The sequence below is a fragment of the Micromonospora sp. CPCC 206060 genome (genome assembly GCF_036906895.1).
GTDB lineage: Bacteria > Actinomycetota > Actinomycetes > Mycobacteriales > Micromonosporaceae > Micromonospora.
In genome coordinates, this window is record NZ_JBAKHU010000102.1 from 1 (window position 1) to 15,179 (window position 15,179).

The window sequence follows — 15,179 nt, forward strand, 5'->3', positions numbered from 1 at the left end:
ACAAGGCCACCACCAGCATCGACATCCTCACCACCGGCCCTTGACGAACCAGCCACGCCCCTAACTGAACGGCGTTGCTACTAGATCCGTTGCGCCCCCGGACGCCCTGATTCGACGAAGAACGATCCGAACGTCGACTCCGGCGCGTCCGCCCGACCCACGGTGGTCACCATCTGCAGGTCCGTCCGCATGCCCGACGCGTCCAGCTTGCAGCGCACGTAGCCGCGGCGGTCCCCGTCGAAGAACTTGATGTGCGGATTGAAGCCGATCATCGGACCGTAATAGGGGCCGTAGACCTGGCCGTCGCCGTTGCTGGAGATCGACGTCCCGACGAACTCGGTCGCCACCACCGGCGACTGCGGGTCGTCGAAGTTTCGCAGGATGTCGTTGACGAACGTGGAATGCCAGTCACCGGTCACGACGACGGGGTTCGACACCTGGTGGCGTACCCACGCCTCGGTGAGCCGGTTCCGCGCGGCCGGGAAGCCGTCCCACGCGTCGTGCCACAGCAGGTTGCCCGCGGGACCGTCGTGGTCGAGGCGCGCGAGCATCACGTTGCTCGCGAGTATGTTCCACTGCGCCGACGACGCCGCCAAGCCGTCATAGAGCCATCGCTCCTGCTCCGCGCCCAGCATCGTCACGTCCGGGTGGTACGCCTCGGCGCAGGCGTCCGCCTCACCCCACCCGCACGGCGGGATGCTGCGGTACTGCCGCCCGTCGACGACGTCGAACTGCGCCAGCCGGCCCCACCGCAGCCGGCGGTAGATCCGGGGACCGTTCGGGCCGGGCGCCGCGGGCGCCCGGACCGGCTGGTGCTCGTACCAGGCCTGATAGGCGGCTGCACGCAGGGCGCCGATGTCACCCTCGTACTGCGACTGCGTGTTGGCGTAGTCGTTCTGCACCTCGTGGTCGTCCCAGGTGACCGCCCACGGGAAGCGCGCGTGCGCGGCCTGCAGATCCGGGTCGCTCTTGTAGAGCGCGTACTGCATCCGCCAGCGCTCCAGGTCGCGGGGCGCGGGGCGCAGGATCGACGGCGTGGGCGTACGCCGATAGCCGCCGTTGGCGGGGATGCCGCCCTCGTAGACGTAATCCCCGAGGTGCAGGACGAGGTCGAGGTCCTCCTGCGCCATGTGCCGGTAGGACGGGTAGTAGCCTGCGGCCCACTGCTGGCAGGACGCGAACGCGAAGGCCAGCGACCCGACCGCGGCGCGGACGTCCGGCGCGGTCCGGGTACGGCCCACCGGCGACACCTCGCCGCGGTAGCGGAAGCGGTAGAAGAACTCGCCGTCCGGGCGCAGCCCGTCGACTTCGACGTGCACGGAGTGCGCCAGCGACGGCAGCGCCCGCGCGACGCCCTCCTGGACGATCCGGCGGAACTGGGCGTCCTCGGCGACCTGCCAGTCGACGGAGACGGCCTTCGGCGGCATGCCGCCGCCCGGCTCGAACAGCCGCGGGACGAGACGGGTCCAGAGCACGAAGCCGGAAGACGTCGGGTCGCCGCTGGCGACGCCGAGCTGGAACGGATAGTCGGCCGGGCGGGGCGCGGCGGTGGCCTCGCCCGCGGACAGCTGCGCGAACGCGGCGGCGCCCGCCACGGTCGCGACACCGGTGAGAAAACGCCGCCGATCGACGGACGCGGCCTGGTCATGCAGGTGAGAACGGGTCATGCTGGATAGGTGTAGTGGGGCGCGGCGACCAGCGGGTGACCGTCAGGTAAGCGTCCGGCGGTCCCAGCGTGGCGGGACGGCTGGATGCTCACCCTGGCGAACTATCCCCGGCCGACCCACATGGCGACGCACGCCTCGCTCCCCTCCAGGTCGGCCAGCATCCACCACTTTGACGCGTACGCGTCCGTGACTAGTAGTGCTTTGTGACGTTATGCCGTCGGATGGGCGGATGCAGAGGCGGCACAGCCGCGAGGCCGAGGCCGGTCCGAGTTCGCGGTAGTCGCGTTCGATCCGTCACCGGATCTTCGCTAGCCGGACCAGGGCCTTCAGGGAGGTACGGATGCCCGCGCGGCGCCCGCTTCCGGTCAGGACAGATGCGCCACTAGGGCGAGAAACACCGCGCCCACCAGCACGACAACGCCGCCGAGCCCGATCACCAGTGTGGTCACCTGCCACGCCTGGTACGCCCCGAGCAGCGCCCCGCGCAGCGTCTCCCCCATGAAGGCGGTCTGCCGGAGCTGCTTGAGTCGCTCGTCGTCGCGCCCACTCGTCATGCACTCCTGGGTAATCTCCGAATAGGTAGAGCCTCCGGTGGCCTGGGCCACGTGCTGAGCGATCAAATCGGAGTAGGCGCGGGCCTGCGCCCCGGTGCGTACCGAGGTGCCGGCGTACCGGGTGAGCGCAGCGGGCAGGCCGCGAGGCGGGAACGCTATCCGCTGCTTCGCCAACTCGTGGGAGACGGTGAGCCGACCACGGACGCCCTGGACGATCATGACGGGACCGGCAGCGAGGAGCAGCGCTCCCGCAGCGGCGAGCACAAGTGTGATCATGTCGAACACTCTGCCCGCCGGTTCGGGAGCCGCGCAGAGGACCAGGTCCCGAAGTCGAACGGGACTCAGGTCCCCGGATCGCCGGTTTTCGTGGCAGCAGCCGGGCCATGTCCGCCAGGGGGCAGCCGTCCAGCGCCACGATCGGGCGCCCAGAAGTTGACGAGCGCGCCCATGGCGGTCGCCACGCCGGGGGCGCTGTGCAGATCGACCAGGACGGGTCGTCCGGTGGCCTGGGCATAGCCGTCCGCCATCCCGACCACCGCATCCTCCTGCAGACCGAGGATGGAGCGGAAGACGTCGAAGGCGGCCTGTCGTACCGAGATCATGCTTGAGATCGACCCGGCGGATCGAGCAGCCGCAGCGGCCGGAGATCCCTGCCGCGGCGGGACCATCGGCCGTGTTCGGTCATGGTTTTCCGGTGAGGGCGAGGTCCTCCTGGTAGGGGAAGGAGCGGGGCAGGTAGCCGCAGGACGGCTCCTGCGCCCAGACGTCGCCGTGGCCGGCGTATGCCCGGGCCCTGGAGCCGCCGCAGACCTCGCGGAACTCGCAGGCACCGCAGCGGCCGCCGAGGCGTGCCGGGTCCCGCAACGCGGTGAACAGCTCCGAGTCGCGGTAGATCTCCACCAGCGACTGCTGCCGTACGTTGCCGGCTGGCACCGGTAGGAACCCGCTGGGGTGCACGTCTCCCCGGTGGGACACGAAGACGAACCCGTTGCCGGCGCTGACCTGCAACGGCGGGCGCCGGACCCGGTCGGCCCGGCCGGTCAACCCCCGCCCGTCGAGGTCGTCGCGCAGCTGCTGGTAGAGCGCGCCGAGGCGGAGGACCCGGACGTGATCGTCGTCGCGCCGCTCCAGCACCTCCCGTTGCAGGCAGACCCGGCGGAACTGGTGCGCCTCCGTGGTCTTGACCGGCACGGTCTCGCCAAGATCGTACAGCGCGTTGAGCACATCCTCGGTCTGGTCCGCGTCCAGGCTCTGTAGCGCCTGACCCCGCCCGGTCGGGACGAGGAGGAAGACGCTCCAGAGCATCGCTTTCCGGTCGCGGACCTGGGCGGCGATCTCCGGCAGGTCGCGCACGTTACGTCGGGTCACGGTGGTGTTGATCTGAACCTTGAGTCCCAGCTCGACCGCGTCCCGCCAGGCTCGCATGGTCAGGTCCCACACTCCCGGCACGCCCCGGAAGCCGTCGTGGCCGGCGGCGGTGGCGGCGTCAAGACTCAGCGAGATCGCCCGGGCGCCGGCGGCACCCAGTCCGGCGAGCGCCTCTCGGCTGAGGGTGGGCGTGCCCGACGGCGAGACCGACACGGGCAGCCCCAGTTCGCTCCCCCGCTGGACCAGGATCTCCAGGTCCGGACGCTGGAAGGGATCCCCACCGGTGATCACAAACAGCGGTGCGGGCCGCCCGAACGCGGCGACCTGGGTCATCAGGGCGATCGCCTCATCGGTGTCCAGTTCCGCCCGGTCCCGCTCCGGGCGGGCGGAGGCGCGGCAGTGCAGGCAGGCGAGCGGGCACGCCTGGGTGGCCTCCCAGATCACGATGAAGGGGCGGTCCCGGACGTTCTGTCTCGGTGTCCGCACCGGCCTGCCCGATGTCCTGCGCGGTGGTTCCTGCTGACTGGTCGCCGGCCTCTGCGTCACACCGACGACCGTGGTCGAGGGCAACTGCGCCGACCAGGGACGGTCGGCACAAGGTGGTGGGCCGGAAGACCCGTCCAGAGCAGTGGTACGCCACCGCCGTGGCTGCGGTAGCCGGTCGGGCTGGGCCTGGTGATCCGGGGCGGGTTTGCCGGCCGGGACGCAGGTCGGGGCTCAAGGCCGGCTGATCTCGGGACCTTCGACCCAGTCTGTCGCGGGTCACTGACCGGCAGGATGGCCGCGGGTTGGGTGCAGCGGGCCCGGCCGCGACCGCATCCACCATCGAGCCATGTCGACGGAAGGAACCGAGCGGATGTCGCGAACGCACCAGACTCGTCGCCGGTTGGGCAATGCCGGGCGGGTAGCCGGAGGCAACCCGTGAACGCGCCGGCGGGCGGGCCGATGCGCACGGTCCGGGTCCGGTACTTCGGCGGCACCCGGGCTGCCGCGGGCGTTACCGAAGAGGTCCAGCAGGCCGAGACCCTCGGCGAACTGCTCGACCGGGTGGGTGACCTGCACGGCCCGGCGCTGCGGGCGGCCCTGGCGGCATGCAGCTTCCTCGTTGACGGCACCCAGTGGCGGGACCACGGGGCCCGGTTACCCCCGGCCGCCACGGTTGACGTCCTACCGCCATTCGCCGGAGGTTGATCGCAGTGAAGGGAAACTATGAACAGCGTGGAACTGGACCACTGGCTCGCCACCACCGCCACCGCTCTCGGCCTGGAAGCGATGTCGCCCGACCAGCGCCGGACGCTGTTGGACCTCGTCCGGACGGTGGCGCATGGCGTCTGTCGGCCGGCGGGCCCGCTGGCCGCATTTCTGATCGGGATGGCCGTCGGCCGGGGAGCTGACCCCGACGTGGCATGTGCCACCGTCGGCGACCTCGTCCCGCAGGAACCGTCGTGACCGTCGGTGCGCGTCACCATCACGACTGCCCCTCCCCGCCCATCGAATGGGCGGACGCCCGACGGCTCGCCTTCGAGCTGGCCGCTCCCCTGGCCGCCGAGCCGGCTGCCCTGGCGTCGGCCGTCGGCCGAACGCTGGCGGCACCGATGCGGGCTGCGGTGCCGGTACCGGGCTTCGACAACGCGGCCATGGACGGTTACGCCGTCCACGGCCCCGGCCCGTGGCGGGTGGTCGATCGCGTCCTCGCCGGTCATCTCCACGCGCCGCCGCGCCTGTCTGGGCAGACCGCTGTCGAGATCGCCACCGGCGCCCCGGTTCCGGAGGGCACCGACCGGGTGGTGCCCTATGAGGCGGCCGACCGTACGGGCGAGAGCGTCTGGGCCCCGCCGAGCGTTCGCGAGCATGTGCGCCGTCGCGGCGAGTACGCCCGACCGGAGCAGGAACTGGTGCCGGCCGGCAGCCTTGTCACCCCACCGGTGTTGGGGCTGGCGGCCAGCGTGGGCCTCGACACGCTCACTGTCCACGCCCGCCCTCGGGTACGGCTGGTGATCAGTGGGGACGAGTTGGTTCCGGCCGGCACGCCGGGATGGGGCCAGGTCCGCGACGCCATCGGCCCGATGCTCCGGCCGCTGCTCACCTGCTGGGGTGCGGACCTGCTCGACTCCCGCCTGGTCGGTGACGAGCCCGAATGGTTCGCCGCCGCCATCGCCGACAGCGTTGCCGACGCCGATGTGACCATCGTCTGCGGCGCGTCGTCGGTCGGACCCGCCGACGGGCTGCATCACGGGCTGCGCCGCCTCGACGCCACCGTTCACGTCGACGGCGTGGCCTGCCGGCCCGGGCATCCGCAGGTGCTCGCGCAGGCCGGCTCGCGGTGGATCGTCGGCCTGCCGGGCAACCCCTTCGCCGCACTCGTCGCCGCGCTGACCCTGGTCGATCCTCTGCTGGCCGCGCTCGCCGGGGCACCCCTGGCCGAGCTGGAGACGGCGCCGCTCGCCGAGGCGCTACCGCCCGAAGATCGGCGCACCCGGATCGTCCCCGTCCGCTGGTCGACGACGGGCCTGCACGTGATCGAAGGCGGGCAGCCCGGCTACCTGGGCGGCGCGGCCCGCGCGGACGCCTTCGCCGTCGTCGCTGCGGGCTGGCGCACCGGCGGTCCGGTAGGTCTGCTTCGGCCACCCTGGCAATGGGTCCGGACGTCCCCCGTCCGCCGGGACTTCCGACCCTGACCGGTCCGGTTCGGCTGCACCACGCTCAGATCGGATCAGCGGATGCACTGAACGTTCATCCTCAAGCCGCACCGCATTGTCGATGGAGTTTGCGATGACCATGAACCATGACCGCGAGCCGACGGCGATCAAGCCGCCTCAACCGGCGGCTCGCGTCGCCAACGCCCCCCTTCAACTCGCGGTCGCGACCCTGGGCTTCCTGGTCAACTTCTGGGCGTGGGCGTTGCTGGGGCCACTCGGCCCGGGCATCAAGGAACGGCTGGACCTCAGCTTCGCCGCCCAGTCGCTGCTGGTCGCCGTGCCGGTGGTGGTGGGCTCCCTCGGCCGGATCCCCGTCGGGTCCCTCACCGACCGGTACGGGGCACGCATCGTGTTCCCGCTGGTGACCGTGGCCACCATCGTGCCGGTGCTGGCGCTCAGCGTCGCTTCGTCGTACCCGGCCCTGATCGCCATCGGCTTCTTCCTCGGTATCGGCGGCACCACCTTCGCCATCGGCGTTCCGCACGTCTCGGCGTGGTATCCGCCGGCCCGACGGGGGTTCGCCATCGGGGTGTTCGGAGTCGGCATGGGCGGCACGGCGATCGCGAACTTCACCACCGTCCGGCTGGCCGACGCCTACGGCGACACGGCACCCTTCCTGCTCGTCGCCGCGATCCTCGCCGGATACGCCGTGCTGTCCTTCCTGCTGCTGCGTGACGCGTCCGGTCGCACCCGTCCCACCGGGTCGCCTTGGCGGCGGCTCCTGGATGTCGGCCGACTCGGTGTCACCTGGCAGTTGTGCGTCCTCTACGCGGTCGGCTTCGGCGGCTTCGTGGCCTTCAGCGTCTACCTTCCCGCCTACCTGCGCACGACCTACGACCTGGACCCCGCCGATGGGGCGCTGCGCACCGCTGGTTTCGTGGTGCTCGCGGTGGCCGCCCGGCCGATCGGCGGCTGGCTGTCCGACCGGCTGCACCCGGTCCCGGTCCTGGTCTGGAGCTTCGCCCTGGTGGCCGTCCTCGCCGTCGTACAGGCATTCGAGCCGCCACTGATGCCGGTGGCCACCGTCGCCCTACTCGGCATGGCGGTCCTGCTCGGCGCCGCCAGCGGCGCGGTCTTCGCCCTGGTCGGCAAGGTCGCCCCCGCCGAGCAGGTCGGCGCGGTCACCGGGCTGGTCGGGGCCGCCGGCGGCCTCGGCGGATTCGTCCCGCCCCTCGTCATGGGTTGGGTCTACGGCGCCCAGGGCTCCTACGCCATCGGCCTGATGCTGCTGTCCAACGTCGCCCTAGCCGCCGCGGTGTTCACCGCGGTCAGGATGCGAGGATCCGCCACGCGCGCCACGGGCGCCGCGAGCGCCACGGCGGCAGGTGCCCGGCTGGCCACGGCCATCCGGTGATCAGGGCCAGCAGGAGGCGGCACGACCGGTTGCCGCCCGACTGACCGGTCCGAGTCGCCACCCGACCGGCCACAGGGTGAAGATCAAGCCCAGCTTGGTCTTCACCCTGTTCGTCGTGAACCCACCCAGGTCACCTGCCATTTCCTCGCCCCTCCTGTACCGCCGCTGGTAGGGACCTTGGTCCCGGCGATCTGGGACCGCCGGCACCTGATGCGCCACTCAGTGCGGCGGAACATGGAGACGGTCCCGAAGCCCGGCCCTGCCGGTTACCCGCGGACGCCGCACCATGATCGAAGGAGCCTTCCGTGTCACCACGCCCACCGCAGGATCCCACCACCCCCTCGACGGACGTGGTCGCAGGCATGGCGCCGCTGCTGGCCGCACGCCGCTTTCTGACCAGGGAGACCGTCGGGGATCGCGGACGAACCCTGCATCAGGTCGGCCGCAACGAATGGGACTCCTTCTACCGCGACCGGTGGCGCTACGACCGGGTGGTCCGTTCCACCCACGGCGTCAACTGCACCGGCTCGTGCTCGTGGAACGTCTTCGTCAAAGACGGGCTGATCACCTGGGAGCACCAGGCCACCGACTACCCGACCACCGGGCCGGACGCGCCCGACTACGAGCCGCGCGGCTGCCCGCGCGGCGCCTCGTTCTCCTGGTACGAGTACTCCCCGTCACGGGTCCGCCACCCCTACGTGCGGGGGGTGCTGGCGGATCTGTTCCGCGACGGGCTGCGCCGCCTCGGCGACCCGGTCCTGGCGTGGGCCGAGATCGTCGAGGACCCGGACAGGGCGCGCGCGTACAAGAGCCAGCGCGGCCGGGGCGGCTTCGTGCGTGCCAGCTGGGACGAGGCGATCACCATGATGGCCGCCGCCCACGTGTACACGACCAAGACGTACGGGCCGGACCGGGTTGTCGGGTTCTCGCCGATCCCGGCGATGTCCATGGCGTCGTTCGCCGCGGGCACCCGCTACCACGCGCTCCTGGGCGGCACCCTGCTCAGCTTCTACGACTGGTACGCCGACCTGCCGATCGCCTCGCCGCAGATCTGGGGGGACCAGACCGATGTTCCCGAGGCGGGCGACTGGTGGAACGCCACCTACCTGATGATGTGGGGCTCCAACATACCGGTGACCCGGACCCCGGACGCGCACTTTCTCGCCGAGGCCCGCTACCGCGGTACCAAGGTCGTCGCGGTGAGCCCGGACTACGCCGACAACGTCAAGTTCGCCGACGACTGGCTGGCGCCGCACCCCGGTACCGACGGTGCCCTCGCCATGGCGATGGGCCACGTCGTCCTCACCGAGTTCTTCCGCGATCGGCAGGTGCCCTACTTCACCGACTACGTCCGCAAGTTCACTGACCTGCCGTTCCTCGTCACCCTGCGACGCGGCGACGACGGCGGCTGGGCCGCCGACCGCTTCCTCACCGCCAGCGACCTCGGCGACACCGACCCGGCGGCGGCGCACAAGACGGTGCTGCTCGATTCGCGGACCGGCCAGCCGGTCGTCCCGAACGGGTCGCTCGGGTTCCGCTTCGGCGAGCAGGGCGCGGGCCGGTGGAACCTGGAACTCGGGGACGTGCTGCCCGCGCTCGGCCTGCTCGAACACACCGACGACACGGCGGAGGTGGACCTGGCCCGGTTCGACATCGGCGACACCGAGGGCGGCTCCACCATGCGCCGGGGTGTGCCGGTCATGCGGGTGGGCGAACACGTTGTCACGTCCGTGTTCGACCTGGTCATGGCCCAGTACGGCGTGCGCCGTGGCGAGCTGCCGGGCAGCTGGCCGAGCGGTTACGACGATCCGGACCAGCCGAACACCCCGGCCTGGCAGGAACGCATCACCGGGGTGTCGGCCACGATGGCCGCCCGGATCGGCCGGGAGTTCGCCCGCAACGCCGAACGCAGCCGGGGTCGCTCGATGATCGTGCTCGGCGCCGGCGCCAACCAGTGGTTCCACTCCGACATGACCTACCGCGCGTTCATCTCGCTGGTCACCCTGACCGGCTGCCAGGGGGTCAACGGGGGCGGCTGGGCGCACTACGTAGGGCAGGAGAAGGCCCGGCCGCTGACCGGCCAGCAGCACATGTCGTTCGCCTTCGACTGGCAGCGACCGATGCGCCACCAGGCCAGCACTCCCTTCTGGTACCTGCACACCGACCAGTGGCGCTATGAGCGGGTGCCCGCCGACGAGCTGTCCTCACCGCTGGGGACCGGACGGTTCGCCGGCATGGCCTTCGCCGACACGGTCGCCGCCGCGCAGCGAATGGGCTGGAGCCCGGGTCACCCGGCATTCGACCGCAATCCCCTCGACCTCACCGACGAGGCAGCCGCGGCCGGCCGGCCCGTCCAGGAGCACATCGTCGCCGAGCTCAAGGCCGGCCGGCTCAAGAGTGCGGCCGAGGACCCCGACGACCCCGCCAACTTCCCCCGGTGCCTCACCCTGTGGCGGGCCAACCTGCTCGGCTCCTCGGGGAAGGGCAACGAGTACTTCATGCGGCACCTGCTCGGCGTGGACTCCCTCGCCAACGCCGAGGAGTGCGACCCCGACCACCGGCCCCGAGACGTCGCCTGGCGGGAGGACGCTCCGACCGGCAAGCTCGACCTGCTCACCGCGATCGACTTCCGCATGACCAACACCGGCCTGCACGCCGACCTGGTCCTGCCCGCCGCCACCTGGTACGAGAAACACGACATCTCCACGACCGACATGCATCCGTTCGTGCACGCCTTCAGCCCGGCTGTCGAACCGCCTGCCGATGTGCACACCGACTACGACGCCTTCCTCGCGCTGGCCGACCGGGTGAGCGAACTCGCCGGCACCCACCTCGGCGTACGCCACGACGTGCTGGCCGCGCCACTTCAGCACGACACACCCGACGAACTGGCCATGCCGGGCGGGCGGGCCCGGGACTGGAAGGCCGGCGAGTGCGAGCCGGTGCCCGGTCGCACGATGCCGAAGCTCATCGAGGTCGAACGCGACTACACCCTCATCGGGGCCAAGATGCGGGCCGTGGGTCCGCTGCTGGACACGCTCGGCACCACCACCAAGGCGCTCACCGTGGACGTCACCGCCGAGGTGGAGTACCTCAGCCGCGAAAACGGCGTCGTCGCCGACGGCCCGTTCGCCGGGCGGCCGTCCCTGGCCACGGCTGACCGGATGTGCGAGGCGATCCTGGCGCTCTCCGGCACCACGAACGGCAGGGTCGCCGCTGCCGGGTTCGCCGCCCTGGAGGAGCGCACCGGTCAACGGTTCCGCGACCTCGTCGAGGGACACGAGAGCGACCAGATCTCCTTTCCGGACACCCAGTCGGCGCCGCAGCCGGTGTTCACCAGCCCGGAGTGGTCCGGCTCGGAGAAGGGCGGTCGCCGCTACTCACCGTTCACCCTCAACGTCGAACGGTCGAAGCCCTGGCACACGCTCACCGGCCGCCAGCACTTCTTCGTCGAGCACGACTGGGTCGCCGAACTGGGTGAGCAACTGCCAGCGTTCCGCCCGCCACTGAACATGGCCCGCCACTTCGGTCGCCCCGGCGAGCTCGTCGACGGCGGCGTGACGGTCCGGTTCCTGACCCCGCACGCCAAGTGGTCGATCCACTCGATGTACCACGACAACGAACTCATGCTCGCCCTGTCGCGCGGCGGGCCCGTCATCTGGATGAGCGTCGAGGACGCCGCCAAGATCGGCGTCATGGACAACGAGTGGGTCGAGGCGCACAACCGCAACGGCATCGTGGTCGCGCGCGCCGTTGTCAGCCATCGCATGCCGGAGGGCACCGTGTTTCAGTACCACTCGCCGGAACGCACCGTCAACGTCCCGAAGGCCGAGAAGAAGCAGCGCCGCGGCGGCTACCACAACTCCCTGACCCGGCTGCTGGTGAAGCCGACCCACCTGGCCGGCGGGCACGCCCAGCTCACCTACGCCTTCAACTACTACGGACCGATCGGCAGCCAGCGCGACGAGATCACCGTCATCCGCCGCCGCGCCCAGGAAGTGGAGTACTGATGAGGATCCGCGCGCAGGTCGCCATGGTGATGAACCTCGACAAGTGCATCGGCTGCCACACCTGCTCGGTGACGTGCAAGCAGACGTGGACCAACCGCGAGGGCACCGAGTACGTGTGGTTCAACAACGTCGAGACCAAGCCGGGCATCGGCTATCCCAAGCACTACGAGGACCAGGACCGCTGGCAGGGCGGGTGGCGGCTGGACAGCAAGGGTCGCCTGACGCTGCGCTCCGGCGGACGGATCAAGCGGCTCACCAGATTGTTCGCCAACCCCGACCTGCCCTCGATCGACGACTACTACGAGCCCGCCACGTTCGACAAGGACATCCTCGTCAGCGCCCCCGCGGGGCTCACCGACACCCCGGTCAAGCGGCCGTACTCGGCGCTGACCGGAGAGCCCATGCCCGTGCGGTGGGGCGCGAACTGGGAGGACAGCCTCGGCGGTGCCCACGAACGCGCCGGTCAGGATCCCAATATCGCTCGCATGCCCGCCGAGGCCGCCGCGAAGGTCAAGTTCGAGTTCGAGAAGACCTTCATGTTCCACCTGCCGCGCATCTGCGAGCACTGCCTCAACCCGGCCTGCGTGTCCGCCTGCCCCTCCGGCGCCATGTACAAGCGCGAGGAGGACGGCATCGTCCTCGTCGACCAGGACCGGTGCCGGGGCTGGCGGATGTGCGTCTCCGCGTGCCCCTACAAGAAGGTGTACGTCAACCACGCCACCGGCAAGGCCGAGAAGTGCACCTTCTGCTTCCCCCGCATCGAGGCCGGCCAGCCCACCATCTGCTCGGAGACGTGCGTCGGAAGACTCCGCTACCTCGGCATCGTCCTGTACGACGAGGACGCCGTCGGCGCCGCCGCGTCGGTCCCCGACGAGCACGACCTGCTCGACGCCCAGCGTGGCGTCTTCCTCGACCCGCACGACCCGGCCGTACAGCAGGCTGCTCGCGACGCCGGCATGCCGGAGGAATGGGTCGACGCGGCGCGGCGCTCACCCGTGTGGCGACTGATCAGCGAGTACCGCATCGCTCTGCCGCTGCACCCGGAGTACCGCACCCTGCCCATGGTGTGGTACGTGCCGCCGCTCTCCCCCGTCCTCGACGCGGTCGGCGCGGCCGGTCGCGACGACACCGACGCCGACGACGTCTTCCACACCATCCGCGACCTGCGCATCCCCGTCGAGTACCTGGCCGAGTTGTTCACAGCCGGAGATTCCGACGCCGTCGCCGGGGTGCTGATGAAACTCGCCGTCATGCGCTCCTACATGCGGGCGCGCACCCTGGACGGCACCGTCGCCCAGGACCTGCTCGACAGCATCGACATGACCGCCGACCAGGTCGAGGCCTTGTACCGGCTGCTGGCGATCGCCAAGTACGACGAGCGGTACATCATCCCCACCGCCTACCGTAAGGACGCGGCCGCGCTCGAGGCGCAGGCCGCCGCGCACCGCGACTGCTCGCTCGACTGCGAGGGCGGCCCCGGTATGGGCGGCGACCAGACCACCGCCGCCGTCGAACAGTTCCACCTCGTCGACGGCGACGCCGGCGTACACCCCGGCCGGAGCGGACTGCTGTCCCGGCGCCGCGACGGCCGCGTCGGCCTGTCGATCAACCCACTGCGGGGTACGTCATGACCGGCACCGCCATGCTCGATCTCCGGTCGGTGCCCGCCGCCGAACGCGCGAAGCTGTTCCAGCTCGCCGCGCTGCTGCTGACCTATCCGGACAGCGACCTGCTGAAGGCCCGTGACACCCTGTCGGCGGCCGCCGGGCAGCTCGAAGACCCCTACCTCCGGCAGCAGCTCGGCGAGTTCCTCACCTGGCTGCGCAGCACCGAACCGATCGACGTGCAGCAGCACTACGTGCAGACGTTCGACCTGCGCCGCCGTTCCGGCCTCTACCTCACCTACTACCTGCACGGCGACACCCGCAAGCGCGGCATGGCCCTGCTGATCCTCAAGCAGCGCTACCGGGCGCACGGGCTCCGCCTGGCCGACGGCGAGCTGCCCGACCTGCTACCCGTCGTCCTCGAGTTCGCCGCCGCCGTCGGCCCCGGTGATGGCGAAGCCCCGCTGCGCCAGCACCGGCGCGGCATCGAACTGCTCCGCGCCGCGCTCACCGACCTCGCCACCCCCTACCGGCTGATCCTCGACGCGATCACCTACGTCCTGCCCGAACTCACCGACGCCGACCGCGATGCCATCGCCGCACTCGCCTTCGACGGCCCGCCGGTCGAAGCGGTCGGCCTGGGTCCGGACATTCCCGACCCGCACGCGCCCGATGGCGCTGCTCTCGACCCCTACCCCAGCTGCCGCGCGCCGGAGGCCCCGCGATGACCACCCTGCTCTGGATCGTCCTGCCGTACCTGTGCCTGACGGTGTTCGTCATCGGTCACGTGTGGCGGTGGCGGCACGACCAGTTCGGCTGGACCACCCACACCAGTCAGGTGCTGGAAAACCGCCTCCTGCGCCTCGGCTCACCACTGTTCCACCTCGGGGCGCTCGGCGTTGTCGGCGGACACGCCGTCGGCCTGCTCGTACCGGCCGCCGTCACCGAGGCGGTCGGCATCTCCGAGCACGTCTACCACGTCACCGCGGTCTGGGGCGGCACGCTGACCGGCACGATGCTCGTCGCCGGGCTGACCCTGCTGATCGCCCGCCGCATCGTCAACCGCCGGGTCCGGCGGGCCACCACGACAATGGACAAGGTCCTGTACACGGCGCTGGCCGCCATGGTCGTACTCGGGATGACCGCCACCGTCGCCACCAACCTGCTCGGTGGCGGGTACGACTACCGGGAGACCATCGCGGTGTGGTTCCGCGGCATCTTCTGGCTGCACCCGCAGAGCGAGCTGATGTCCGACGCACCGCTGGTCTACCAGCTGCACGCTCTCGGTGGGTTCGTCTTCCTCGCGTTGTGGCCCTTCACCCGCCTCGTCCACGTCTGGTCCGCCCCGATCGCCTATGTGTGGCGCCCCTACGTCGTCTACCGCCAACGTCGCGGTCCGGTGCCCACCGCGCCTCCCGCGCCCGCCGCCGTACGACAGGCACAGCTGCGACGTTAGCCGGAAGCGTCGTCGTCCGCAGGTGTGGACGGCTCTGCCGCGGCGACATCCTCGATCCAGGACAGGGCGGCGATGGCCGTAGGGAATCCGCAGGTCGTGATGGCGTTCAGCGCGACTCCGCGGACCTGGTCGAGGGTGGCGCCGTGTGCCATCGCCTTGCGAACGTTGGAACGAACGGCGCCCTCGGCCTCTGCACCGATAGCGAGGGCGAGTTTGATGAGACGGTCAGTTCGATCATCGAACGAATTGCGGTCGCGAACTACGCGAGCAAGCGCACCCTGCGCCTCGGCGACGTCCGGAAAGCGTTCAAGAAACTGCCGGTAGATGCTGGGCAGGTACTCGGCCATACGTCTCCTCCACCCTGGTCTGGTCTGCGCTGGGCCTGCCCGTAGCGTAAGGGGATGGTGACTGGTCAGGTGGTCGCTGCGCCGGTGGGTAGCCAGGGACAGCCGGCGACGAGTTCGGTG

The 15,179-nt window shown here is 70.7% G+C and carries 13 protein-coding genes; 8 read left to right on the forward strand and 5 right to left on the reverse strand.

The genetic code is table 11. From position 1 onward, the window contains the following. Positions 1 to 80: 80 nt before the first annotated feature. The 4 genes from V6U90_RS30485 to V6U90_RS30500 form a co-directional block, all read right to left on the reverse strand. Entirely contained in the window at positions 81 to 1,667 is a 1,587-nt protein-coding gene (locus tag V6U90_RS30485; protein WP_334444085.1) for an alkaline phosphatase D family protein, read from the reverse strand. Between the two features lie 365 nt (positions 1,668 to 2,032). Next, entirely contained in the window at positions 2,033 to 2,497 is a 465-nt protein-coding gene (locus V6U90_RS30490) for a hypothetical protein (RefSeq protein ID WP_334444088.1), read from the reverse strand. 65 nt (positions 2,498 to 2,562) lie between these two features. After that, the gene (locus V6U90_RS30495; protein WP_334444091.1) at positions 2,563 to 2,823 is read right to left on the reverse strand and encodes a thiamine pyrophosphate-binding protein; all 261 of its coding nucleotides are present in this window, start codon (positions 2,821 to 2,823) and stop codon (positions 2,563 to 2,565) included. Between the two features lie 79 nt (positions 2,824 to 2,902). Next, positions 2,903 to 4,075, reverse strand: a complete 1,173-nt coding sequence (locus tag V6U90_RS30500; RefSeq protein WP_334444093.1) for a TIGR04053 family radical SAM/SPASM domain-containing protein — start codon at positions 4,073 to 4,075, stop codon at positions 2,903 to 2,905. Positions 4,076 to 4,534: 459 nt separating this feature from the next. Between V6U90_RS30500 and V6U90_RS30505 the strand changes: the two genes are divergently transcribed. The 8 genes from V6U90_RS30505 (at position 4,535) to narI (ending at position 14,712) form a co-directional block, all read left to right on the forward strand. Beyond that, positions 4,535 to 4,780 (forward strand): MoaD/ThiS family protein, encoded by a 246-nt coding sequence (locus V6U90_RS30505; RefSeq protein ID WP_334444116.1) that lies wholly within the window; start codon positions 4,535 to 4,537, stop codon positions 4,778 to 4,780. Positions 4,781 to 4,798: 18 nt separating this feature from the next. Then, positions 4,799 to 5,038 carry a DUF6457 domain-containing protein gene (locus tag V6U90_RS30510; protein WP_334444095.1) on the forward strand — a complete coding sequence of 80 codons (240 nt, stop codon included), beginning with the start codon at positions 4,799 to 4,801 and terminating at the stop codon, positions 5,036 to 5,038. Next, positions 5,035 to 6,267, forward strand: coding sequence for a molybdopterin molybdotransferase MoeA (locus tag V6U90_RS30515; RefSeq protein ID WP_334444097.1), 1,233 nt, complete (start codon positions 5,035 to 5,037; stop codon positions 6,265 to 6,267). Before V6U90_RS30510 ends, V6U90_RS30515 begins: the two co-directional genes overlap by 4 nt. A 100-nt stretch (positions 6,268 to 6,367) precedes the next feature. Next, positions 6,368 to 7,642 (forward strand): MFS transporter, encoded by a 1,275-nt coding sequence (locus V6U90_RS30520; RefSeq protein ID WP_442933701.1) that lies wholly within the window; start codon positions 6,368 to 6,370, stop codon positions 7,640 to 7,642. A gap of 362 nt (positions 7,643 to 8,004) precedes the next feature. Then, a complete protein-coding gene (locus tag V6U90_RS30525; RefSeq protein WP_334444119.1) occupies positions 8,005 to 11,652 on the forward strand; it encodes a nitrate reductase subunit alpha in 3,648 nt (1,215 codons plus the stop codon). Further along, entirely contained in the window at positions 11,652 to 13,283 is a 1,632-nt protein-coding gene (narH, locus tag V6U90_RS30530) for a nitrate reductase subunit beta (protein WP_334444103.1), read from the forward strand. The genes V6U90_RS30525 and narH overlap by 1 nt, the downstream gene beginning before the upstream one ends. Next, entirely contained in the window at positions 13,280 to 13,984 is a 705-nt protein-coding gene (gene narJ / locus V6U90_RS30535) for a nitrate reductase molybdenum cofactor assembly chaperone (RefSeq protein WP_334444106.1), read from the forward strand. Before narH ends, narJ begins: the two co-directional genes overlap by 4 nt. Continuing rightward, positions 13,981 to 14,712 (forward strand): respiratory nitrate reductase subunit gamma, encoded by a 732-nt coding sequence (gene narI, locus V6U90_RS30540; RefSeq protein WP_334444109.1) that lies wholly within the window; start codon positions 13,981 to 13,983, stop codon positions 14,710 to 14,712. The genes narJ and narI overlap by 4 nt, the downstream gene beginning before the upstream one ends. Here narI and V6U90_RS30545 read toward each other — a convergent pair. Then, complete coding sequence (locus V6U90_RS30545; protein WP_334444113.1) at positions 14,709 to 15,059, reverse strand: carboxymuconolactone decarboxylase family protein; 351 nt, start codon at positions 15,057 to 15,059, stop codon at positions 14,709 to 14,711. The genes narI and V6U90_RS30545 overlap by 4 nt on opposite strands. Positions 15,060 to 15,179 lie beyond the last annotated feature (120 nt).